This is a genomic window from Frateuria sp. GZRR33 (genome assembly GCF_051900425.1).
GTDB lineage: Bacteria > Pseudomonadota > Gammaproteobacteria > Xanthomonadales > Rhodanobacteraceae > Frateuria_A.
The window spans coordinates 1-21815 of sequence record NZ_JBHZGK010000006.1; the positions used below are offsets into that span (position 1 = coordinate 1).

Sequence of the window (21815 nt, forward strand, 5' to 3'; positions counted from 1 at the left end):
TGGATGCTCGACTACAACGAGCAACGCCCCCACGAATCGCTCGGTGATCTGACACCCGCCGAGTACCGCCAACAAGCCGCCAGTCGTTCTACTTTTGAAGTGTCTGCTTGACGGGGGAGCTTACGCCAGCGCTCCATAGCCTCTTGTAGAAGCTCTACAGCCCTATGCGTAAGAGGGACATTCCTAGTTCCTGTCTTACCGTCGACAACATCGGCTATGCGTTCCTCTAGATGTAGGCATGAGGGAGTTAGCTTGATGATCTCAGAGCGCCTCATAGCGGTTTCATAGGCTATCTCTACGATAATCCGCATCATGGGCTTAAGCCTTCCTAGGAGGGCGTCTAGCTCTGCCCTACTCACCACCTTGTCATTAGGCTTACTAGCAGGAGGCATAACTAGACTCGCTACAGGGTTAGCAACGTCTAAGAGGAGTTCCCTTATGGCGTACCTGTAGAAGCGGGAGAGGAACGCTAGTTGGCACCTACAAGTCTCTGACTTCACCTCCTTCAACCTAGCGAGCTTGAAGTCATTGACCATCTTCGGCGTTAGTTGGTTGATGGGGAGAGGGAACACCTGCCCTAGCTGTCTAGCCATGAGGCTAGCCTTCCAATAGCTCTCCCTGCCCTTTAGCTTCGCCTCGGCATAGGCCATGCCTAGCTCCTCCACCGTAGGCCACTTAGCCGCCTCAGTGAGCTTAGAGAGCTTGTGTAGGGACTCAGCCTGAGTAGCCCAAGCCTCTGCCTGTTCCCTTGAGGGGAACGTCTTAGACCTGGGGGATTCTCCCTTGATGCGTACCTGTACGTTCCAGCTACCGCTAGGAAGCATTCTGAGCGTTGCCATGAGTGAACTCCTGTCGTTAAGGGGAGTTCCTCAGTACGTCTAAGCCATTGATTCTATGAGTCCTTCACACGGCAGGTGTCGCAAGTTCGATCCTTGCATCGCCCACCACGCATAAAGAAAAAACCCGGCCTCGCGCCGGGTTTTTCTTTGCCGTGCCGGCTGCTCAGCCGCAGCTGCCGCCGGCTTCGATTTTCCGGATCGACGCGCGCCCGGATGTCGACAGCAGCACTTCCGCGCCCTGTACGCGATCGGTGCTCTCGCCGACGGTATCGCCATCGGACTTGGGGCACACCAGGAAGCTCAGCGGCTTGTCGCTGGTGGTCGAACCGTCCTGGCTGAATCCCACGTCGTTGACTGCCGCGCCGGTGTCGTCCACCAGGCGGATGCTGATTCCCGACTTGGGCTGCGTCACGCGCAGCACTTCGTCGGCCGAGGTGAACGTGGCCGCGGAACCGGGCGCGGTCTCCCGGTAGATCACCCAGCCGCCCTCGAACGTGTTCGTGCCCGTGCAGGCGGTTGCGTCCGTGCTGCCGCAGAGCTCCGTGATCACCCGGCGGGTGATCGCGTCGTTGCGTGCGTACTGGAGGTCCGCAAGCATGGCGTTCGATTGCGACGTCACCGCGTTGCGGCGCGTGAAATCACGGAAGTTGGGCAGGGCGATCGCGGCCAGGATCGCCAGCACGACCACGGTCACCATCAGCTCGATCAGGGTGAAGCCGCGCGAAGGCCTGGACGCGTGCATGCTCATGGCTTGGTCCCCGTCTCGCAGAACTGGGTGATGCGCTGCCTGGCGCGCAGTTCGGCCTGGTTGCGCTGCTCCGCATTGAGCTTCGTCGCGGCATCCGGGCTGTCGCCGCTGACCACCATGCGGTTCTTTTCGAGCAAGCCAAGATCGTTGCGTGCCGCTTCGCAGGCGCTCTTGCGATAGGCCGCCTGTGCCTCCTCCAGCTCTGCCGTCGGCTCCGTCGCGGGCGCCGGCGGGGCGGGCGCGGCCTGCTCGGCGTCCTGCCCCTGCAGCTTGAGCGTCTCGGCCTTGTGCCCGGGCGGAGGCGTGGCGCTGAAGTGGACCGTGCCGCTGGCGTCGGTCCATTTGTAATAGGTGCCGTCCTGCGCCGTCGCCGCCAGGCACAGGCATGCGGCGATGCACCCTGCCAGAAGCCTGCCGCGGGCCATGCTCAGCGCCCCCAGCATGCTGGATCGTTGGTGGTCGAGCCGGTCGATTCCTGGCGCCCGGCCTGGTCGAGGCTGAGCGTCTGGCACTGTTTGTCGTCGTCATGCTGCGAGCCCGCCGCCGTGGCCACCACGGTGTAGGTCGTGGTGGACGCGGTGGCCGGATCGACGGCAACGGTGTAGTAGCTTCCAGCCATGGAGCTCGTGCCGCCCAGGGCGGCGACGCTGTCTGCGTAGGCGTTGTTGCTGTAGAGGTACCGCTCCTGCCTGGCCGCCAGTTCGGTGAGCGCGCGCTGCGCGTCCACGCGGTGCGAGCGCACCACATACCGGCGATAGGACGGGATAGCGACCGCCGCCAGGATGGCGACGATCAGCAACACGATCATCATTTCGATCAGCGTGAAGCCCTGCTGCCTGCGCATGTGGCGCTCCTTATTTGTCCAGCGGTTCATGCCAGGATACCTCGCTGCTGAGCACCGACTTCAGGGTGGTGATCTCCTTGCAGATGATCGCACCGGTCGAGGTCTGCACGCAGGCGGTGAGCTTGCTCTTGCCGGTACCCTCGCCCACGTGGAGGCTCGGCGGCGCCGGCAGGCCGGGGCCCATGTCGGTCGACTTGTTCACCGCCTGCTTGCCACCGACAGTGGTGGTACCGAAGAACTGCTCGGTCGGACTGGCCGTGCCGCTCTTGTAGTTGAGGCCGTAGAGCGCGCCGCGGCCCACGTCGGTGCAGGTATCCGTGCCCGGGAAGAACGTGGTGGTGAGCAGCACGCCGCCCAACAGGCTCTGCGCGCTGACCACACGCTCGGCTGGCGTCTTGTCGGTCGTGGAGGTGGGCGCGGTCAGGTCCTGGTACCAACCCAGCCGCGTCGCCGTGTCGAAGCTGCCGAGCAACTTGTTGAAGGTGTTGATGCTGTTGCCATCGGCGTCGCTGCCGCCACCGCTCACCGAGTTGTCGGTGAACACGCTCACACCGGTGACATCGAGCAGATCGGACATGGCCAGCGGCAGCAGCTTGTATTGCTGGTCGCTGGTGGACAGGAGCGACGTGTCGATCAGGCCGACGATCTTCTGTTGCGCCGTCGAGGCCAGGTCGCTCTTGGTGTAGGCCCGGCCGGTGCCGAAGAAGACCATGGGCGCACCGCGGTCATTGCGGCCGACCGTGGGACGGATGGTGATCGGCAGTTCCAGGTCCGAGATCACGCGCTGGGGCGTCCAGTTGTCCGGATCCGGATCGGGCACGCCGTCGTTCATGAAGCTCAGCTTCCACAGGGAACCGCCGAAGCCGTTGGCGCCCTTGTCCTGCACGCTGCCGAAGTAGACACCCTCGGACCGTCCGTCGAGGTTGTAGTCCGAGGCGATCAGGTCACCGGCAAAGCTCTTGGCGCCGGGCGTGATGTTGTCCGTGGTCCCGCCGATGGAGGTCAGGTCGAAGGTCTTGGCCGGCGTGGCCGAGCGCAGGGTGGCGCTCAGGTCCTCCAGGTCGTACGCACGGATCTTCAGCGACGTGGAGGCAACGGCATTGCCGCCCTCGGTCTTGCCCACGCCGCCGTTGTCGGTCGTGCCTGAACCGGTGAAGAGGAAGAACTTGTTCGGGCTGCCGGTGGTGTTGTCGCGGAAGATCGCCGCGGCCGGAATCGAGGAGGTGTATGTATCCACCACCTTGGTGATGTCGGCGCATGAAGGCACGGCGGCGTTCGTGCCGCACTTCAGGCCGGTGCCGGAGAGCTCGGTATTGGTCAGCTCCGCCAGCAGCACGGGTGCCTTCTCCGGATTGGTCACGTCCAGCACGGCGTACGCCGAGAACGAGTTCTGCGTGGCCGTCGTGCCATCGGTGGCGGTGTTGACCGAGATCGGGCCGCCCCCGAAACGGAACGGCACGATCAGGATGGTGCCCCACCCGTCGGGGTGGTCGGTGTCATCGGCAAAGACCTTCACGTCCTGCGCGATCGGGCTGCCGTCGACGTAGAAGTTGTGCTTGTAGTCCGGATCGGCCAGCCAGCGCAGGTGCGGCAGCAGGTTGCCCGGGACGTAGGCCCACAGCTCGCCACCCAGCGGATCGGCGGTCACCGTCTGGCTGGTGTCGGTCGGGGTCAGCTGCAGCTTCTGTTCCCTGGCGTTGTAGAAGCCGCCATTGAAGGCATGCAGCATGCCGTCGTTGGCACCCACGTACACCACCTGGCGGCGGCTGCGGTAATGGTCGCGGAAGGTGCCGTAACTGGTATCGCCGTACAGCAGGTCGAACGCCTCGGACGGTGTACCCACCACGACCGGCGTCGAGTCGACGATGTCGCCCAGCCGCAGGGTCCGCAGCGTGCCGTCGTTGTTGTAGTCGACCGTGCGCGAGCGCCACAGGGCCGCACCCTGGCTGTCCTTGTCGGCCACCTCGTAGCCGCGGATCCACGCCACGATGCGCTTGGCCACCGCAGGGTCAGCCGTGTTGAGGTAGCGGAAGTTGCCCGTGGAAGTCGCAGTGGACTTGCCGCCCGAGTTGCTGGTGCTCTGGCTGCCGTAGAAACCGCTGCCCGCGCTGCTGCCGCTGAAGACGAACGGCTGCTGCTCGTTGGCGTCGACCACACCATCGTGGTCGGCATCGATCCACGTGAAGATGTAACGGCCGTTGCTGGTAGACCCGGTATAGCTGCGGTTGCTGCTGGTCAGGTCGGTGGTGTTCACGCCGGTATTGAAACCGGTGGTCCACAGCTGCTCCTGCGCGCTCCACACGGTCCTGAGCTCATCGAGCCCGTGATCGGTGATGGTCGCCTGGGTCTTGTCGAAGACTGTAACCGGGGTGCCGTCCGCGTTGCCGGGCATGATTTCCCGATGGAACTTGGTTTGTCCGTCGTTCGGGTCGTAATAGAACTCGATCACCGGGTCGACGTCATAGCCGTCGAGTGTGGCCACGCCACTGGACAGACCGTTGCCGTTCTCGCGCAGGCGCCCGAAGCTGTCGGTCCACAGGCCGTTGAGCGTGCCGTTCCAGTCGGCCGCGCGCTCGTTGGAGTCCTTGCGCTCGGCCTGATAGAGCGCCTGGTAGACCAGGCCCACGCCCTTGGCGCTGTTGGCGACCACCGCCGCCGCCGTACCGGAGCCGGCGCGCTTGAGGATGGCGTCGAACGTGCGCGACAGGCGATCGGCAAGCTGCGCCGGGTTGCGCACCAGGAAGTAGTTGTCGGGAATGCCGTCCTGTCCCGCCGCTCCGGTGTCGTTGACGATGGCGTCCCATTCGGCCGAGTCGGCGCGGTCGGGCTTGTTGTCGGCGTTCTGGTCCGCGAAGCCACCGTACTTGGCTGCGAAGAACAAGGGGTTCTCCAGCGGCAACTGTTCGGCCGGACCGGTGCTGTATTTTTCGACCGAGGGCTGGGTCCAGCTCTTCGCACCGCCGTAGTCGCCGAACAGCAGACTGCCGTTGGTATTGCCAGGGCGCAGCACCGTGAACTTCACGCCGCTGACGTCCTGATTGCCGCTGTTGAAGGCGCCGGCGGTGGTGTAGCCCACCTGCAATGCGTTGCCTGCATAAGCCGACAGCGATTCAGTGCGGACCAGGATCTGGCTTTCCTGCAGCGACTTGACATTGTTGCAGGCGTTGGAGGTCGTCCCTTCGCAGATGTCGGGCGTGGAATTGCCGTCGCCCGCGCGATCGTAGCTGCAGCCGCTGCCCTTGCAGAAGGTCAGCATCTCCACCACGTCGTTGTCGTGGTCGTTACCCCACTGGGAATCCTCCCAGGTGATGGTGAAGCTGCCGCTGATCGGCTCGCCGTTGACGTCGAGCGTATAGGGCAGTCCGAATACGTGACAGGGATTGCTGCTGGTGCCGCAGGTACCCGGGCTGGATGGCGTGGTGCCGCTGACGATCTTCTCCCAGTCGCTCTGCGAAAGAGTGGTCGACGTCTTCGTGCCGATCGTCAGATTGCCGAGATAGCAACTACGCCAACCGTTGGCACTGTTGAGGCTGGCCGAACCGTCGTTATTCGCCTGGCAGGCCGGTGTAATGGTGATCAGGTCGGTGGTGCTGGCGCTGGCACGCACACGGATCTGGAAGGTGGGCAGCGTTTCGGCCAGCGCGATCGCGTAGGTCTGCACCTTGGTCTTGCCGGGCTTGGCCGGACGCAGGTCCGGGCGCATGTCATTGGTCCAGGCTTCATAGGCCAGGCCGGCAAGCTGGTAACCGCCTTCCAGCGAGGGGATGTCCGGGCAGATGCCGAAGGTCGTCGACAGATCGGCGATGAACTTCGGTGTGCAGACGTCCTGGTAGGTCGTGGAAGTCAGTGCGCCCACGCGGCCAACCAGGTACTTGGGCGGCTTGCCGCTCGTCGCACCCGAGAGGTCCTCGTTGATGCCCACGTCGGTAGTAGCTGCGTTCGCCTGCTTGGGCAGGCCTTCCACGGTGGGGATCTGGTCGCTGTCGAACGAGTTCAGACCGGTGGAGATGAGCACGATGCTGCAGTTGGCGCAGTATGCGTTGCCACCTTCGCTGGGGTCGCGGTAAGGATCGAGCCAGCTCGCCTGCGGCAGGCCGGCGATGATGCTCGAGTCGCTCACGTTGAACGTGCCGGTGGGTGATTTGCCCTTGATGTAGCGCAGCGCCTCGGCATACATCTCGGCTAGCGGGTTGCCCGAGTCCTTGCACTTGTATGCGGTGGTGTTGCCGCTGGCGCCGTCTGGATCGAGCAGATGGCCGTTGGCGCCCTTCACGTCACGCTGCAGGATGCCGTAGGTGTTGCAGTCGGAGTAGACGTCGTTGGATGGATCCCACGAGGTCAAACGGAAGCGCCGAAGCGTGTTGATGATGCCTTCGTTGCCGTCTGTCTGGTTACAGAACTGGCCTGTCTGCAGGTTGATCTCGTCGACCTTGCCGGCGGTGTTGGAGCACGCGGTACCCGGCACGTTGCCGGCCAGCAGACCGATGTTCCGGCGCAGCATGCCGCCGGCGCGCGGTGCGCTGTAGGTGCCGGTAATCAGGCCGAAGCGCATCTCGCCGTTCTGGCCATAGCGTTGCAGCAGCCCGTAAGGCTTGTAATGGGTCGCGGTGGTGCCGTCGCTCTTGGTTTCGATATAGGCCTTGCAGAAGCTCTCGCGGATCGCACTGCTGCTGGGATCGCAGACTTCCACGCGCACGGTGTAAACGTAGTTGCCCAGGCCGTCGTTGGTCTTGGAAGGCGAGTCGGACTTGTTGATGTCCGCGCCGCTCTGGGTGATGTCCTCGCGCCAGCGACACTGCTCGCGCGCGGTCGAGGCCCATTCGGAATACGCGCCCTTGGCCACGCGCAACTGCGGCGCCCCGGTAAGGGTCGGCGTCACATTGCACATGGACAGGCCCTTGCTGCTGGTGTCCGAGGTGGTGAACGGGGTGAACGAATTGACGTCCGCGCCCAGGTACACCTTCGACCAGGCATGCAGGTCGCTGGGAATATAGGCGCGTTCCAGCACCGTCTTGTCGGCGTCATCGGTGGAGCGGTTGCCGCCGTAGAGCACGTAGCGCAGCACGTCGATGCGGCTCATCGCGGCCCAGTTGAGGAAGTTGCCGCTCCAGCTCTTGCCGTCGCACTCGTGCGCCTTGCCGTTGCCGTTGGCATCCGTAGCTGCCGCAGAGGCCTTGTACACACCGCTGGCGTAGCCGTAGCAGAGGTTGGAATCGAAGTACCCGGAGTAGTCGAACTTGTCCTGGTAGGTGATGTCGACGACACCGTCGTTATTCAGGTCGGTGTAGTCGGTATACGCCTTGATGTAGAGCTGCTCGTCGCGCGACATCACCAGCATCACCAGCGGCGGCACGGCACCGACGTTGAGCAGCGGATAGGCCGTGTAGTTGTCGGCGTTGGCGGAGCTTCCATTGGTCGTGGTCGAAATCGGCGCATCCAGCCCCACCGGGGTGGAGGTGCTGCCGCTTCCGCTGCCGCTGTTGCCGCCGGAACCGTTGCCCGCGCGGGCCGCCGGCACGACGCTGATGCCTGCCGTCAGCGTGACCAGGAACAGCGCCGCAATCGTGCGCAAGGATGCGTGGAGGGTTCGCATGGGAGGGTTCCCTTAGCTTCAGTTGCGGATCGATTGGCGATACTGGGCCATGGTGACGGCACGGCCGTCGCCAGGTACGGTGCCAACGCTCATCACTTCGAAATACATGCTGCCGCCGCCGGCGGCGGCGCCGCCGCCGATGCCGCGATAGCCGGCCGCCTGGGCGCCGCCGGAACCTTCCGCCAGCACCGTGCCGTCAGGCACGATGGAGATCGTCGCGGAGACATCGCGCGAACAGCCGCTGCTGGTCACGTCGCACATCGACAGGATCGCGTCCGGATGCCAGGTGCTGGTGTCGTAGCGCACTTCGGCCGGGAGGGAGCCGCAGCTTGGCTCGAGGTTGCCGTAGAACAGATCGACGTCGCCCGCGCAGTTCTCCTGCAGGCCGTTCTTCACCACCGTCAGCATGTCGTCCGTGAGCTCGAAACTGAAGTCGTCGTCCGGCAGCGTGCCGCCCAGTTGTTCGGGCCAGCCGCGCTGGAACACGTGTTCGTCGAAAAGGGCCACCGGCACGGCGCGGAGGGTCTCGGACGTCTCGAAAGCGCGCTGGTGGTTGGCCACGTTGGTGACCAGTCGCATCTCCATGAGCGTGCCGCGCATGGCGATCACCGCCACCAGCGACAGCACCACCAGAAACACCAGGCCGACGAATAGCGCGATGCCGCGCTGGCGTGAGCGTGTCGGGGAAATGTTCATCGGGAAGCCACCAGCATGCGGACGCGGTTGCGCAGTTGGACCACCTGGGTCAGCGGGGTGCGGGCGAATTGCCACGGCTGGTTGCCCGCAACCGTAAAGCCGGTGCAACCGGTCGTGGTCGTGGACGAGGCGCCGATCTGGTAAGTGCAGTTGCCCACGCGGAAGGTGCCAGTGTGCGGCATCGATACGTCACGCTGTTGTGACACCGCGACCAATCCGACATCGACGGTGATCACGCGCGACCACTCGTCGGCCGCCACGGCGCTGGCGTCCTTGTAGGCCGCGGGCACCAACTGGCTGACATCGGTGCCGGTAATGCCGTAGCGGAACTGCAGTTGCTCGATGCCTTCCACCAGCGGCTCCTCGGTGAGGTTGCCGGTGCTGTCCAGGCGCATGCGCATAAGCGTCGGAATCGGCGTCCCGTCGTCATCCGAAGCGTCGCAATGGGATGTGTCCGTTCCGCCGGACGGGTCGCTGCAGGGCCGCAGGTAATACATGTCCAGCCGGTAGGGATACACGTAGCGGCCGATCGCGGATGCCGGAGGGGTCGTCGGCACCGAATCGCTGCCCAGAAACAGGGCGGCTTGCTGGCCGATCGCCGACACCAGGTACACCTGCTTGGGCACGGCGCCGATCGTCGAGCTGGCTGCCGGGTCCATGCCATCGGCGTCCACGTAGCGCGTCACCAGCACATCCGAGCCCTTGACGTAGTCCTTGTCGTCCACGCAACCGGAAAGCGGGAAGGTGGTACCACCTTCATAGCCGTAGACGCCTTCCCGGGTGTCGAGGATCCAGTCGCTCTTGCAATCGCCCCGCGCGGTCACCGACGGGGAACCGGTCACCACGCTGCCGGGATTGCCGCCCCAGAAGTCGGCCATGCGCAACGACCAGCCGATGCGGTCGGAAGCAAAGCGCATGTTCTGCTGGAGGATGTTGGTGCCCTGCTGCAACTGGTAGGACTTGCGATTGGCCAGCAGCACCTGGATCAGGCCCGCGACCACGATCAGGCCCAGGACCAGGGCGATCATCATCTCCACCAGCGAGAAGCCGCCGGCCGAGCGGCGGGAACGGTTCGATCCCATGCGTGGCGTCCTCATGGCAGCATGCTGAAGCTGTAGGTGCCGTTGTCGGCGGAGGTCAGCTGCTTGTCGCCGTTGAGATCCAGGCCGTTCCAGGACACCGTGATGGTGAAGGTGCCCAGGTTGGCGTCGCGCGCCACGGTTGCTGCAGGTACGCCCTGGGCCGCAATCGTGCTGCGGTTCAATCGGTCGAGCCAGTCCTTGAGATCCTGCTTGGCCTGGGCACACGGCTGGTTGCTGGCGCAGGTGGCCGGATCCGGCGCGACCGAGCCGTCATAGATGTAGTAGCTGCTGCTGCCGTCGGCCGGGTCGACGCCCAGCGGGTTGGCGCGCATGGCGTCGGCCAGGCTACGCGCCTGGATGATCGCGTTGGTGCGCGAGCTCGATTCCTTGGTGAACTGGGCGCCCTTGGTCTGCAGCAACGCCAGGCCAAGCATGCCAATGCCGAACACGACGATCGCGACCATCACCTCGATCAGCGACACGCCGCGCTGGCTGCGCGCGTAACGATTCATTCCCGCCCCCTACCGGATCACGCCGATTCCAGCATAGGCGACCGCGCGCGGGCCGCCAGACCCGGGCGGACGAAAGGCGGCTTTTTTCCGACGAGCGGCATCCACCACCCCGCCGGATGAGGCCTGCGTCACACCACCTGGGCGCGACCGCCGACCTCCACGCGGTTGCGCCCGGCATCCTTGGCGCGGTACATCGCGTTGTCGGCGCGCCGGATCAGCTCGGCCAGGTCGTCGGCATCGTGGTCGGCCACCGCCGCGCCGACGCTGGCAGTGATCTGCAGCCCCGGAGCGAGGTTCGCCAGCGGGAGGGTCTCGACCTTCCGGCGCAGGCGCTCGGCGATCTGCAGTCCCAGTTCCAGCGAGGTATCCGGGAGGACCACCAGGAACTCCTCGCCGCCCAACCGTCCGATCATGTCGAAGCGACGCAGCGCCTGCTTGCACGATTGCGCCACCCGCACCAGCACCTGGTCGCCCACCGCATGCCCGAAGGCATCGTTCACCGCCTTGAAGTGGTCCACGTCCAGCACGAGCACGCACAACGGCTCGCCGTTGGCGCCGGCATGGGCCAGCGCCCGCTGGGCCAGCTGTTCGATATGGCGGCGGTTGGCGATGCCGGTGAGCGGGTCGGTCATCGCCAACCTGTGCAGTTTGCGCGAGCGCCGGAACTGCCGAAGCGCAAGCCATAGCAACAGCACGATCAGCACGCCGCCCAGCACCAGCGCCAGGCGCTGCCAGTGACGCACGCGCTCGAGCGATTCCAGTTGCTGCTCCTTCAGCGCACGGTCCGCCGCCAGCCGGCGGTTTTCCTGATCGCGCTGGGCGGTCTGGAACTGATAGTTCATCAGCGTGGCGTTGTCCGAATGCGCCTTGCGGTCCAGCGCCTCGTGCACCGAGACCAGCCGGCGCAGGTCCGCCACCGCCAGATCAAGGTGGTTGAGTGCCTGGTAGCTGCGTGCGCGGGCATCGAGCAGTTCGGCCAGGTAGCGCAGGTTGCCGCTCTGTTGCAACAGCTTCTCGGCCTGGCCGTACTCTTCGATGGCCTCGGCGTGCCTGCCCATCCCCGCGTGCGCCTCGGCGGTCTGCAGCATGATCATGTCGCGGTTGGAGCGATCGCCCATGCGCGCGAAGCCGGGCTTGGCCTTCTCCAGCTCTGCCAGCGCCTCCTGGTAACGGCCCTGCAGGTTGTCGACCTGGGCCAGTCCCAGATGGATGCTCGCGCCGCGCGAACGGCTGTCGACCGCCTGCGCCAGCACCAGCGCCCGGCGCAGGTGCCGCTCTGCCGATGCCTGGTTGCCCGCCTCGCTTTCCAGGAAGCCCAGCTCCATGTGCGCGCCGAGCTGCTGCGCGCGATCGTGCCGCTGTTCGCCCAGGGTGAGCAACTTGCCCAGGTACTCGCGCGCCTGCGTTTCCTCGCCCAGCCGGCGATAGGCCACCGCAATGTTGAAAAGGTTGTCTTCGCTTTCGACCGGTGCGCCGCTGGTTTCGTAGAACTTCTGCGCCTCGAGGAAATCCACCAGCGCCAGCGCGTGCTCACCCAGCAGCGATTGCACGCTGCCGCGCCAGGTCAGTCCGTCGGCGACCAGCCGCTGGTCCTCGTGCTGCCGGGCCAGTGCGATGCCGGCATCGTAGTCGGCCAGCGCATCGCGCGGTGTGGTCAGCGCTTCCTGGTTGGCGCCGCGGCAGAAGTGGAAGTTGATTTCGGCTTCGACGTAGCCCAGGCGCCTGGCATCCTCGATGCCCTTGTCGGCATAGGCGATGGCCTGCTCGGGCGAGGTGTCCAGCCCGAGGATGCAGTACATGTAGCGGTAGCGCAGTTCGCGCCGCGCGTCCCCCGGCGGCACCAGGCTCTTCATGTGCCCCAGCGCCTCGAGCACACCGGCCTGGGTGTCAGGGGATATTTCGCCCCGCTCCAGACGGCCGGCGTACTGGTCGAAGGCGGCCGCCTGTTCGGACGGCGCGGCCGCAAAAGCCCGCCCCAGGAACAGGCAAACGATCAGGATCGACACTGCCCGCAGCAGCGGCTTTGCTCTGGCTGTCGATGTGGGCAAGGCTGAGGAATCCGTTGGGCGCCCTTCCCTGGCGAGCTCTGGCTGTCATGTCTTCCTGCGTAACGGCAGGAGACCCGGAAACTGTAGTGGGCGGCGCCCCTTCATCCATTCGCCATCCACCGCAGTCCCCAAGCTTGCCACGGACGGCGCGCTTGCGTGCGCAGCGGCCGATCCGTAGAATTTCCGCCTCTTTGCCGGAATAGCTCAGTTGGTAGAGCGGCGCATTCGTAATGCGTAGGTCGTAGGTTCGAATCCTATTTCCGGCACCAGACCAAAAAAAGGCCCGCGCAAGCGGGCCTTTTCTTTGCGGCGGCGTAAGGCCTCAGAGGCTGGCGGGGACGTTCCCGCCATCCAGGCGCAGCTCCCGCGGCAGCGCGAAGGTGATCGTTTCGGCCTCGCCCTGCAGCTCTCGCACGTCCCCGGCGCCCCAGGATTGCAGGCGGGCGATGACGTCGCGGACGAGCTTGTCCGGCGCGGAGGCGCCGGCGGTAATGCCGATGCGGGCCACGCCATCGAGCCAGGCACGGTCGATGTGCTCCGCGCCGTCGATCAGGAAGGCGCGCACGCCATGTTTTTCCGCCAGCTCGCGCAGGCGGTTGGAGTTGGAGCTGTTGACCGAGCCGACCACCAGCACCAGGTCGACCGCTGCGGCCAGCCGGCGCACGGCGTCCTGGCGGTTCTGCGTGGCGTAGCAGATGTCGTCCTTGCGCGGCCCCTCGATATCGGGAAAACGCTCGCGCAGCGCGGTGATGATCGCCTTGGTGTCGTCCACCGAGAGCGTGGTCTGGGTGACGTAGGACAGCTGGCGCGGAAAGCGCGGCGCCAGCGAGGCGACGTCCTCGACCGACTCGACCAGCAGGATCTCGCCGCTGTTGGCCGGATTCCACTGGCCCATGGTGCCTTCGACCTCCGGGTGGCCGGCATGGCCGATCAGCACCACGCTGCGCCCGGTGCGGCCCAGCCGCGCCACTTCCATGTGCACCTTGGTGACCAGCGGACAAGTCGCGTCGAACACCTTCAGCGCGCGCTGGCCGGCTTCCTCGCGCACCGCCTGCGATACACCGTGGGCGCTGAAGATCACCGTGGCCCCGTCAGGCACCTCGTGCAGTTCCTCGACGAAGATGGCGCCATCGGCGCGCAGCTTCTCCACCACGTACCGGTTGTGCACCACTTCATGGCGCACATAGATCGGCGCGCCATAGGACTCCAGCGCGCGTTCGACGATGGCGATGGCGCGGTCTACGCCAGCGCAGAAGCCGCGGGGATTGGCGAGCAGGATATCCATGGGCATTCGCAGGAGTGGAACAGGTTTCTGTGGGAGCGCACCTGTGCGCGACCGCGATGCATCCGGTCGCGCGCAGGTGCGCTCCTGCAGTGGCGGCATTATCGCACGTTGGCCTTGCCGCTCCTGAAACCGAACAGGATCAGCAGCACCGCGCCCACCGTGATGCCGCAGTCGGCCACGTTGAACACCGGATAGCTCCACTGCCGGTAGTAGACCTGGATGAAATCGGTCACCTGCGCCGCGTGCAGGCGGTCGACCAGGTTGCCCAGCGCGCCGCCGACGATCAGCGCCAGCGGCAGCGCCGTGCGCCAGTCGCGGCGCGCGGTGCGCGCCAGCCATACGACCAATACGCCACTGATCACCAGCGCGAGCACCACGAAAAACCAGCGCTGCCAGCCGTCACTTTGCGCGAGGAAGCTGAAGGCGGCGCCCGTGTTGAAGGCCAGCGTCCAGTTGAGGAAGCCCGGAATCACCGGATGCGGCATGCCGGGCGGCTGCAGGGCGTGCAGCGCCCAGGCCTTGGTGAGCTGGTCGAGGCCGATGACCAGCAGGGAAAGCAGCAGCCAGGGCAAGGCGTTGGGTTTGGGGTGCATGGGTTTCTCGCTTCGTTCCCACTCCCACCGGGAGGGGTGCCCGACAGGGCGGGTGAGGGCTCGGGCGGAGCGCGCTGTCGAGGCTCGCCCGGACCCTCACCCCAGCCCCTCTCCCGGAGAGAGAGGGGCTTTCAAGGTCAGAACCAGCGGCGCGTTTCGCCCTGCCCCGCCACGTTTTCGACACAACGGCCGCACAGTTCGGGGTGCTCCGGATGGCTGCCCACGTCGGGGCGGCGGTGCCAGCAGCGCACGCACTTGGGCGCGTCGCTGGCGACGGCCGAAACCCAGGCCTCGCCATCGGCCAGCTCCACCTTCGCCGCCTCGTCGGCGCGCGCCGCCAGCGGCGCCAGCGAGGCGCCGGACGTGATGAAGAAGAAGCGCAGTTCGTCCTGCGCCGGCGCATACCGCTCGACCAGCGCCGGATCGGCATGGATCGCCAGGTTCGCCTCCAGCGACGCGCCGATCTGTTCGGCCTTGCGCATGCCCTCGAGCACGCGCGCGCCGGCTTCGCGAATCGCCAGCAGATCGGCCCACCAGCGTCGCTGCTCGGGCGAGCCCTGCGTCGCGACCAGGCCGTCGTACCAGGTTTCGAACAGCACGCTTTCGCCACGCTCGCCGGGCAGTTGCTGCCAGATCTCCTCGGCGGTGAAGGCCAGGATCGGCGCCAGCCAGCGCACCAGCGCCTCGGCGATGCGGAACATCGCGCTCTGCGCACTGCGCCGGCCGTGGCTGTCGGTCGGCATCGTATAGAGGCGGTCCTTGGTGATGTCCAGGTACAGCGCGCCCATCTCGTTGGTGCAGAAGTTCTGCACCCGCGCGACCACATCGGGGAAGTCGTAGCGCTCGTACGCGGCGATGACCGCCTGCTGCACGTCGAACGCCTGCTGCACGGCCCACTGGTCGAGCGGCAGGGTCTGCTCCACCGGCAGCAGATGCTTTGCCGGGTCGAAGCCGTCCAGGTTGCCGAGCAGGAAGCGCGCGGTGTTGCGGATGCGCCGGTAGCTGTCGGAGACCCGTTTCAGGATCTCGTCGGAGACGGTCATCTCGTTGCGGTAGTCGGCCGAGGCCACCCACAGGCGCAGCACGTCGGCGCCGAGCGTGTCCATCACCTTCTGCGGGGCAACCACGTTGCCGAGCGACTTGGACATCTTGCGGCCGGACGCATCGACGGTGAAGCCGTGCGTGAGCACCTCATCGTACGGCGCGCGGCCGTGGATCGCCGAGGAGGTCAGCAGCGAGGACTGGAACCAGCCACGGTGCTGGTCCGAGCCTTCCAGGTACATCACCTTGTACTGCGCCGCGTCGCCCTGCTGCAGCTCGGGCCGTTGGCCGATCACGCAGAAGTGCGTAACGCCAGAATCGAACCAGACGTCGAGAATGTCGGTGACCTTCTCGTAGTCGCCCGCCGCCTCGCCCAGCAACTCGGCGGCGTCCAGCTCGTACCACGCGTCGACCCCGCCCTGCTCGACCTTCTTCGCCACCTGCTCGAGCAAGGCGACCGAATCCGGATGCGGCTCCTGCGTCGCCTTGTGCACGAACAGCGCGATCGGCACACCCCAGGTGCGCTGGCGGCTGATGCACCAGTCGGGGCGGCCCGCGACCATGCCGGCGATGCGCTCCTCGCCCCAGGTCGGCACCCAGCGCACGTCCTTGATCGCCTTCAGCGCGGTGGCGCGCAGCTGCGCCTGCTCCATGCCGATGAACCACTGCGGCGTGGCGCGGAAGATCACCGGCGTCTTGTGGCGCCAGCAATTGGGGTAACTGTGCTCGATCTTCGCGTGCGCCAGCAGCATGCCGCGCCCGCGCAGCAACTCGACGATGGCGTCGTTGGCCTTCCAGATGTGCATCCCGGCCAGGGCGACGCCATCGGCGGCCGGCACGTCGTCGCGGTAGGCGCCACGCGGGCCGACATAATTGAGCGTACCCAGGCCATTCTCGCGGCCGACGATGAAGTCCTCCATGCCGTGGTCGGGCGCGGTGTGCACGGCGCCGGTACCGTCCTCGGCGGAGACGTGCTCGCCGAGCAGGACCGGCACTTCACGCGGGTAGAACGGATGGTGCAGCTTCAGGCCATCGAGGTCGGTGCCTTTGACGTGGCCGAGCACCTTCGGCGCATCGACGCCGTAGCGCTTGAGCGCCGGCTCGACCAGCGCACTGGCGATCACCAGCAGCACGCGTCGACCGTCGCGGGCGGGGCCCTCGACCAGCGCGTACTCGAGGTCCGCACCCAGCGCCACTGCCTGGCTGGACGGCAACGTCCACGGCGTGGTGGTCCAGATCGGCACCGCGACGATCGCATCGCCCGGATCGACGCCGAACTTGCCGGCCAGCGCTCCCGGATCGACCGCATCGTAAGCCACGTCCACCGCCGGCGACTGCTTGTCGCCGTACTCGATCTCGGCCTCGGCCAGCGCCGAGCCGCAGTCGAAGCACCAGTACACCGGCTTGGCGCCGCGTACCACGTGGCCGTTGTCGACGATGCGCGCCAGCGCGCGCAGCATGTCCGCTTCGTAACGGAAGTCCATCGTCTTGTAGGGGTGCGACCAGTCGCCCAGCACACCCAGCCGCTTGAAGCCCGCGCGCTGGCCGTCGACCTGCTCCTGCGCGTATTCGCGGCACTTCTGGCGGAACGCGCGCGCGTCGAGCTTCTCGCCCGGCTTGCCGTGCTTCTTCTCCACCGCGATCTCGATCGGCAGGCCGTGGCAGTCCCAGCCGGGCACATACGGCGAGCGGTAGCCGGCCAGCAGCTTGGACTTGACCACCATGTCCTTGAGGATCTTGTTGACCGCGTGGCCGATATGGATCTCGCCATTGGCGTACGGCGGGCCGTCATGCAGCACGAAGGCCTTGTCGCGACCGGCAACCTTCTGCTGGATCTGCGCGTAGCGGCCGACCTTTTCCCACTCGGCAAGCCAGTGCGGCTCGCGCTTGGGCAGGTCGCCGCGCATCGGAAAATCCGTCTGCGGCAGGTTGATCGTGCTCTTGTAGTCGTGCGTCATGAGGAGCTGTCCGTGGGGCGACGCCGGAAAGGCGCGAAACGCACCGGCGAACCATTGAAAATAGTGGAAATTGCTGCGTTGCGGTAGAGGAAGACCCGTAGAAGCGCACCCGTGCGACCCGTCACGCAGGCCGACTGCGGCCGCGCTCAGGTGTGCGTGTACTAGGCCTCGGCCAGCCGCGGATTCATGCCCAGCAGCTCGCGCGCCTGGCGGGCGTCGTCGTGCATCTGCGCGGTCAGCGCCTCCAGGCCGTCGAATTTCTGCTCGTCGCGCAGCTTGGCGACGAACTCCACCGCCATGCGCCGGCCATAGAGATCGCCTTCGAAATCGAACAGGTAGACTTCGAGGACCGGCTGCGCGACCTGGTTGACCGTCGGCCTCAGGCCCAGCGACGCCACGCCTGGCCAGCTGCACGGCGCCTCGCCGAGGCCGACCCGCACCGCGAAGATCCCCCGGATGGGACTGACACGCCCGCGCAGGTGGATGTTGGCGGTGGGGAAACCCAGCGTTCGACCCAACTGGTTGCCGCGCTTGACCTTGCCCTCGATCACGAACGGGCGGCCCAGCAGCGGCGTGGCGCCGGCGAACTCGCCGGTGGCAAGCAACGCCCGCACGCGAGTGGCCGACACGCGTGCGCCGTCGAGCAGCACCGGCGGCATCACCCGCGTGATGAATCCCAGTTCCCCGCCCAGGCGTTCGAGCATGGCCACGTCGCCCGCCCGCTTGTGGCCGAAGCGGAAATCCTCGCCGACCCACACCTCCCGCGCGGCCAGCCGCTCGACCAGCACGCGCCGTACGAAGTCCTCGGCGGACATCGACGTCAGCGCCCCGTTGAAACGCAGCAGCAGCGCATGCGACATGCCCGCCGCGGCAAAGCCCTTGAGCTTCTCGCGCACGCCGGAAAGCCGTGGCACCGGTTCGGGCGAGAAGTACGCCCGCGGCAGCGGCTCGAAGCTGATCACCGCGGGCGCCGCTTCCAGCGCCTGGGCGCGAATGCGTACTTCCGCGAGCAGGGCCTGGTGCCCGCGATGCAGGCCGTCGAAGGCGCCGATCGCCACCACGCTGCCTTCGGGGGCCAGGCAGGGGCCCGCAAGGTCCCGGGAAAGTCTCGTCATCGGGCCAGTATAAACGGACGTCCGTCGCCAGCCGTTCACGCCCCTGCGGTGGCGCTCGAGGACGGGCGCGCCTGCAGCACTAGACTCCGCGCAGCTCGCGCAGGCGGAAGCCCATGGCGAACAGCGCCACCACGTAGGTCGACCCGCCGGCCCCTACCAGTACTGCCAGGTGCCACAGACGCGTGAAGGTCGGCACCGCGGTCCAGTCCTGCCACAGCCAGCGCCCGAGCAGCAGCACCGCCACCATCGCCGTGCAGGCCACCGCCAGTCGCACGAAATGGCGCGCCCAGCCGTGCTGGCGCTCGTACACCCCGGCCTGCTTGAGCCAGCGCCACAGCAGGCCCAGGTTGATGTAGCTGGCCAGCGCGCTGGCCATGCCCAGCGCCATGTGCAGGCCCGGCACCTCGGCCAGCGCCTGCAGCCATGGGGCCTGCTTCTGGCTCGGGGTCGCCCACAGCGCGAACAGCAGCGCCACGAACAGCACGTTGAGGGCCATGTTGGCGACGAGCGAGGCCACGCCCGCCCGCACCGGCGTGCGCGTGTCCTGCCGCGCGTAGAACGCCGGCAACAGCACCTTGACCAGCGCGAACGCCGGCAGGCCGAAGCTCAACGCGGTGATCGACAGCGTTGCCATGCGCGTATCGAACGCGTCGAAACGGCCGTGCTGAAACAGCGTCGCCACCAGCGGCTCGGCCAGCAGCATCAGCCCGAACATCGCCGGTACCGCGATCAGCAGCGTGGTGCGCAGGCCCCAGTCCAGCGCGCGCGAAAAGCCGCTGCGGTCGGTGGTGACATGGTGGCGCGACAGCGAGGGCAGGATCACCGTGCCCAGTGCCACGCCGAATACACCCAGCGGCAGTTCGAGGAAGCGGTCCGCCTGCGACAGCCAGCTCTGCGAGCCGGCGATCAGCAGCGAGGCGATCACCGTGTCCAGCAGCAGGTTGATCTGCGCCACCGAGGAGCCGAACAGGGTCGGGACCATCAGCCGCATGATCCGGCGCACTTCCGGATGGCTCCAGCCCCAACGCGGCAGCGCAAGCAGGTCCAGCCCGCGAAGGGCGGGCAACTGGAACAGCAACTGCAGGATGCCGGCAGCCAGGATCGCCCAGCCCAGCGCCAGGATCGGCGTATCGAGCCACTTGGACAGCCACAGCGCGCCGGCGATCATGCACAGGTTGAGGATCACCGGCGTCAGCGCCGGCAGGCCGAACCTGTGGAAGCTGTTGAGCGCACCGCCCGACAGCGCGGTCAGCGAGACGAACAGCAGGAAGGGGAAGGTCAGCCGCAGCAGCTCTACCGTCAGCGCGAATTTCTTCGGTTCGTCCAGCGCACCTGGCGAGAAAAGCATGGTCACTTCCGGCGCAAAAATGAGCCCGATCGCCGTGACCACCAGCAGCACGCCACCCAGCGTGCCCGACACCCGCGCCATCAGCTCCTTGAGGTCGGCGTGGCTACCCTTCTCCTTCACTTCGGTGAAAACCGGCACGAAAGCGGTGGAGAAGGACCCCTCGGCGAACAGCCGGCGCATGAAGTTGGGGATGCGGAACGCCACCCAGAACGCGTCGGTCGCCGCGTTGGCGCCAAAGGCCGAGTTGATCGCCATGTCGCGCACCAGGCCGAGCACGCGGGAAATCATGGTCATGCTGCTGAACGAGAGCAGCCCACGGAACATGCTGGGGGATTTCATGCGTGGAACGGAACCTGGCCCGGCCAAAGGCGCTAGTGTGACAGCCCCCCGGGGCGCGCAGGTAGCCGGGACATGGCAGCGGCGGGGAACCGCCGCTCGTGCGAGCACGCCCTGTGTGCAACCTCGGCCTGCCGGTCGCGCACCAGGGGGCGCTCCTACAGGGGCGTGTGCCGCCCTGCGCCCCCTAAACAGTTGACCGGCCAGCGCATTGCCCGCATAATTGCCCGTCTTTTTCCAACCCAAGCCTTCTCTGGAGTTCTACCTTGGCCAACATCAAGTCCGCGAAGAAGCGCGCGCGCCAGTCCGAGCAGCGCCGTCTGCGCAACGTCAGCGCCCGTTCCATGGTGCGCACCGCCCTGAAGAAGGTCGTCAAGGCCATCGAGGCGAAGGACAAGGCCGCCGCCGTGGAAGCCTTCGCCGCCGCCCAGCCGGTCATGGACCGCTACGCCGCGCGTGGCCTGATCCACAAGAACAAGGCTGCTCGCCACAAGAGCCGCCTCAACGCGAAGATCCGCGAGCTGGCGTAAGCCGGCTTCGCACATCACGGGTTGGTGGAAAGGCCGGCGCAAGCCGGCCTTTTCGTGTGTGCGGAAGAAAAGGCAGGCACCCGGCGGTGTGCTTGCCCTCCGGTCAGGAAAAGCTGGTCGTGTACACGCTGGGCGAGGCGAACAGGCCATCCTGCTTCTTCGCATCGCACACGGCGTAGGTGAAGCCACGCTGGATCGCGTGCGCACCCACGGCACCGTCGCGCCGCAGCGCGAGGAAGCCCACCTGCATTTCCTTCGCGCCGTCCGGGCGCTTCTTCACGATGCGCCGCACGGCCTCCTCGCAGGCCTCCTGCGGGCTGCGCCCCTGGCGCATCAGCTCGACCACGAGGAAGCTGCCGGCATTGCGGATCACCTCCTCACCCACGCCGGTGGAGGTGGCGCCGCCCACTTCGCCGTCGACGTAGAGGCCCGCACCGATGATCGGACTGTCGCCCACGCGGCCGTGCATCTTCCACGCCATGCCGCTGGTGGTGCAGGCGCCGGCCAGATGGCCATGGGCGTCGACGGCGAGCATGCCGATCGTGTCGTGGTTGTCGTGCCCGCCGGGCAGGCTGCGGTGGTAGTCGAGGTTCTCGCTGTTGGCGACTGGCCGGTACTTCGCGGTCTCGAGCCACTCGTGCCAGGCCTTTTCCGCTTCGGGCGTGAGCAGGTTTTCCTCGTGGAACCCCTGCTCCCGGGCGAACTGCAGTGCGCCCTCGCCGACCAGCAGCACGTGCGGCGTGGCTTCCATTACACGTCGCGCCACGCGGATCGGGTGCGCGATGTTCTCCAGGCACGCCACTGCGCCGCAGCGACCATCGCCGTCCATGATGCTGGCGTCCAGAGTCACGTGGCCGTCGCGGTCGGGATAGCCGCCCTTGCCGACACTGTGGTTGGCCAGGTCCGATTCGGGCACCTGCGCGCCCTGCTCCACCGCATCGAGCGCCTTGCCGCCGCGGGCAAGAACGGTCCAGGCCATCCGGTTGGCGGGAACGCCGAAGTCCCAGGTGGAAACTACGCGGGCGCCGTCGGTGCCCGGCAGCGCGCCTTTCGAAGGCGTGGCACTCGCGGCCGCAAAGCGGGGCGCGGCAAGCGCGCCGGCGGCCAGCACCGAGGTTTTCAGGAATTCGCGGCGGGAGGGCATGACGGGGACTCCTCGGACAGAAGCTCCGCATCATGCGCGAATCGGGCTGGGCAGGCGAATGCGGGTTTCCGGCAAGGCCTCCCCCATCCGCCTGTCGGCACCT

Annotated in this window: 16 protein-coding genes, 1 tRNA gene and 1 pseudogene; 3 read left to right on the forward strand and 15 right to left on the reverse strand. The window is 66.5% G+C overall.

The window, feature by feature from the left end; translation table 11 throughout:
- Positions 1–3 precede the first annotated feature (3 nt).
- Positions 4–111 carry an IS3 family transposase gene (locus ACFWZU_RS09040; protein ID WP_439700789.1) on the forward strand — a complete coding sequence of 36 codons (108 nt, stop codon included), beginning with the start codon at positions 4–6 and terminating at the stop codon, positions 109–111.
- Positions 112–137: 26 nt separating this feature from the next.
- Here the strand turns inward: ACFWZU_RS09040 and ACFWZU_RS09045 are convergent.
- The 9 genes and pseudogenes from ACFWZU_RS09045 to ACFWZU_RS09085 form a co-directional block, all read right to left on the reverse strand.
- Positions 138–839, reverse strand: a pseudogene (locus ACFWZU_RS09045) (tyrosine-type recombinase/integrase); the annotation flags it as partial.
- A 163-nt stretch (positions 840–1002) separates the two neighbouring features.
- Positions 1003–1587, reverse strand: coding sequence for a GspH/FimT family pseudopilin (locus tag ACFWZU_RS09050; protein ID WP_439701184.1), 585 nt, complete (start codon positions 1585–1587; stop codon positions 1003–1005).
- A complete protein-coding gene (locus tag ACFWZU_RS09055) occupies positions 1584–2030 on the reverse strand; it encodes a DUF4124 domain-containing protein (RefSeq protein WP_439701185.1) in 447 nt (148 codons plus the stop codon). The genes ACFWZU_RS09050 and ACFWZU_RS09055 overlap by 4 nt, the downstream gene beginning before the upstream one ends.
- On the reverse strand, positions 2015–2431 hold the full coding sequence (locus tag ACFWZU_RS09060) for a type IV pilin protein (protein WP_439701186.1): 417 nt from the start codon (positions 2429–2431) through the stop codon (positions 2015–2017). The genes ACFWZU_RS09055 and ACFWZU_RS09060 overlap by 16 nt, the downstream gene beginning before the upstream one ends.
- A gap of 10 nt (positions 2432–2441) precedes the next feature.
- Entirely contained in the window at positions 2442–8024 is a 5583-nt protein-coding gene (locus tag ACFWZU_RS09065) for a pilus assembly protein (RefSeq protein WP_439701187.1), read from the reverse strand.
- 18 nt (positions 8025–8042) lie between these two features.
- Positions 8043–8720, reverse strand: coding sequence for a PilX N-terminal domain-containing pilus assembly protein (locus ACFWZU_RS09070; RefSeq protein WP_439701188.1), 678 nt, complete (start codon positions 8718–8720; stop codon positions 8043–8045).
- Positions 8717–9802, reverse strand: a complete 1086-nt coding sequence (locus ACFWZU_RS09075) for a PilW family protein (protein WP_439701189.1) — start codon at positions 9800–9802, stop codon at positions 8717–8719. The genes ACFWZU_RS09070 and ACFWZU_RS09075 overlap by 4 nt, the downstream gene beginning before the upstream one ends.
- Before the next feature lie 11 nt (positions 9803–9813).
- Complete coding sequence (pilV, locus tag ACFWZU_RS09080) at positions 9814–10314, reverse strand: type IV pilus modification protein PilV (protein ID WP_439701190.1); 501 nt, start codon at positions 10312–10314, stop codon at positions 9814–9816.
- Positions 10315–10442: 128 nt separating this feature from the next.
- Positions 10443–12362, reverse strand: a complete 1920-nt coding sequence (locus tag ACFWZU_RS09085) for a diguanylate cyclase (RefSeq protein WP_439701191.1) — start codon at positions 12360–12362, stop codon at positions 10443–10445.
- 193 nt (positions 12363–12555) lie between these two features.
- Between ACFWZU_RS09085 and ACFWZU_RS09090 the strand changes: the two genes are divergently transcribed.
- Positions 12556–12631: transfer RNA gene (locus ACFWZU_RS09090), tRNA-Thr, on the forward strand.
- A 53-nt stretch (positions 12632–12684) separates the two neighbouring features.
- Here ACFWZU_RS09090 and ispH read toward each other — a convergent pair.
- From ispH to murJ, 5 genes are all read right to left on the reverse strand, one after another.
- The gene (gene ispH, locus ACFWZU_RS09095) at positions 12685–13647 is read right to left on the reverse strand and encodes a 4-hydroxy-3-methylbut-2-enyl diphosphate reductase (RefSeq protein WP_439701192.1); all 963 of its coding nucleotides are present in this window, start codon (positions 13645–13647) and stop codon (positions 12685–12687) included.
- 98 nt (positions 13648–13745) lie between these two features.
- Positions 13746–14240 (reverse strand): signal peptidase II, encoded by a 495-nt coding sequence (gene lspA / locus ACFWZU_RS09100; RefSeq protein WP_439701193.1) that lies wholly within the window; start codon positions 14238–14240, stop codon positions 13746–13748.
- A gap of 137 nt (positions 14241–14377) precedes the next feature.
- Complete coding sequence (gene ileS, locus ACFWZU_RS09105; protein ID WP_439701194.1) at positions 14378–17239, reverse strand: isoleucine--tRNA ligase; 2862 nt, start codon at positions 17237–17239, stop codon at positions 14378–14380.
- Between the two features lie 161 nt (positions 17240–17400).
- A complete protein-coding gene (locus ACFWZU_RS09110) occupies positions 17401–18354 on the reverse strand; it encodes a bifunctional riboflavin kinase/FAD synthetase (protein ID WP_439701195.1) in 954 nt (317 codons plus the stop codon).
- Between the two features lie 79 nt (positions 18355–18433).
- Positions 18434–20041: a murein biosynthesis integral membrane protein MurJ gene (gene murJ, locus ACFWZU_RS09115; protein WP_439701196.1), complete on the reverse strand. Its 1608-nt coding sequence runs from the start codon at positions 20039–20041 to the stop codon at positions 18434–18436.
- Between the two features lie 263 nt (positions 20042–20304).
- Between murJ and rpsT the strand changes: the two genes are divergently transcribed.
- Positions 20305–20568 (forward strand): 30S ribosomal protein S20, encoded by a 264-nt coding sequence (rpsT, locus tag ACFWZU_RS09120; RefSeq protein ID WP_017460878.1) that lies wholly within the window; start codon positions 20305–20307, stop codon positions 20566–20568.
- A 103-nt stretch (positions 20569–20671) separates the two neighbouring features.
- Here the strand turns inward: rpsT and ACFWZU_RS09125 are convergent, their stop codons facing one another.
- On the reverse strand, positions 20672–21712 hold the full coding sequence (locus ACFWZU_RS09125) for a N(4)-(beta-N-acetylglucosaminyl)-L-asparaginase (protein WP_439701197.1): 1041 nt from the start codon (positions 21710–21712) through the stop codon (positions 20672–20674).
- Positions 21713–21815: the final 103 nt, after the last annotated feature.